The following is a 951-nucleotide window of genomic DNA, read 5'->3' on the forward strand; positions in this document are numbered from 1 at the left end:
TCGCTGTCCACGTACACGACCTTCGCGTCCGGGTGCACCGCCCGCGCCACCTCGTGCGTCGGGTTCACATTCGGAATACCGGCACCCAGATCCAGGAACTGCCGGATCCCCTGCTCCGCGGCGAACCGCACCGCACGCCGCAGGAAATGCCGGTTCGCGGTCGCCGCGGCACGCACCTCGGGCAGCACCTCGATCGTGCGCCGCGCGAGCTCCCGGTCCGCCTTGAAGTTCGCCCCGCCGCCCAGATAGTAGTCGTAGACCCGCGCCACACTCGGTGTGTCGGTGTCGATCTCCGGCTCCTCCGCCATGTTCAGTCTTTCCGCCCGACCGCCGCGTAGATCGCGACCTCCTCGCCCGACGTCAGGGCTCCGTCCGGGCGCCACGATTTCGTCCAATCGATACCGGGCTCCACGAGTTCGTAGGCTGCCACGATCGCAGCGAACTCCTCCTTGGTACGCAGATGCGCCGAATAGTTCGCCTTGCCCTCGTACTGTGCGGCGGCTTGTCCCACCCGTTCACCGGCGGGCCCCTCCGCGGTGCCGTGCGAGGCGATCAGGTAACTGCCCGGCGCGGTGGCCTCCGCGTACCGGTTCACGATTCCCCTCGGATCGTCCTCCTCGGGAACGAAGTGCAGGATCGCCACCATCATCACCGCGACCGGCTCGCTGAAGTCCAACAGGGCGGCCGACTGCTGCAGAACCGTGTCCACGTCCTGGAGTTTCGCCTGCACGACAAGGGATTCTGGTCCCCCTCCAGCTTTCGGCGCGCCTCGATGACCGCGACCGGTTCGCTGTCCACGTACACGACCTTGGTGTCCGGATTGACCGCCCGCGCCACCTCATGCGTCGGGTTCACGTTCGGAATACCGGCACCCAGATCCAGGAACTGCCGGATCCCCTGCTCCGCGGCGAACCGCACCGCACGCCGCAGAAAGTGCCGGTTCTCCACGGC

3 protein-coding genes are annotated in these 951 nt (G+C 67.4%); all 3 read right to left on the reverse strand.

What is annotated here, in order from left to right:
- On the reverse strand, positions 1-308 hold a 308-nt coding region (locus tag AD72_RS35015; protein WP_037348442.1), incomplete at its 3' end, for an SAM-dependent methyltransferase.
- Between the two features lie 2 nt (positions 309-310).
- On the reverse strand, positions 311-709 hold the full coding sequence (locus AD72_RS35020; protein ID WP_197285176.1) for an SAM-dependent methyltransferase: 399 nt from the start codon (positions 707-709) through the stop codon (positions 311-313).
- Positions 649-951 (reverse strand): SAM-dependent methyltransferase (locus AD72_RS38025; protein WP_197285177.1); only part of this gene is annotated, 303 nt, incomplete at its 5' end. The genes AD72_RS38025 and AD72_RS35020, both read right to left, overlap by 61 nt.

Source organism: Sciscionella sediminilitoris, assembly GCF_000737195.2.
Lineage (GTDB): Bacteria > Actinomycetota > Actinomycetes > Mycobacteriales > Pseudonocardiaceae > Sciscionella > Sciscionella sediminilitoris.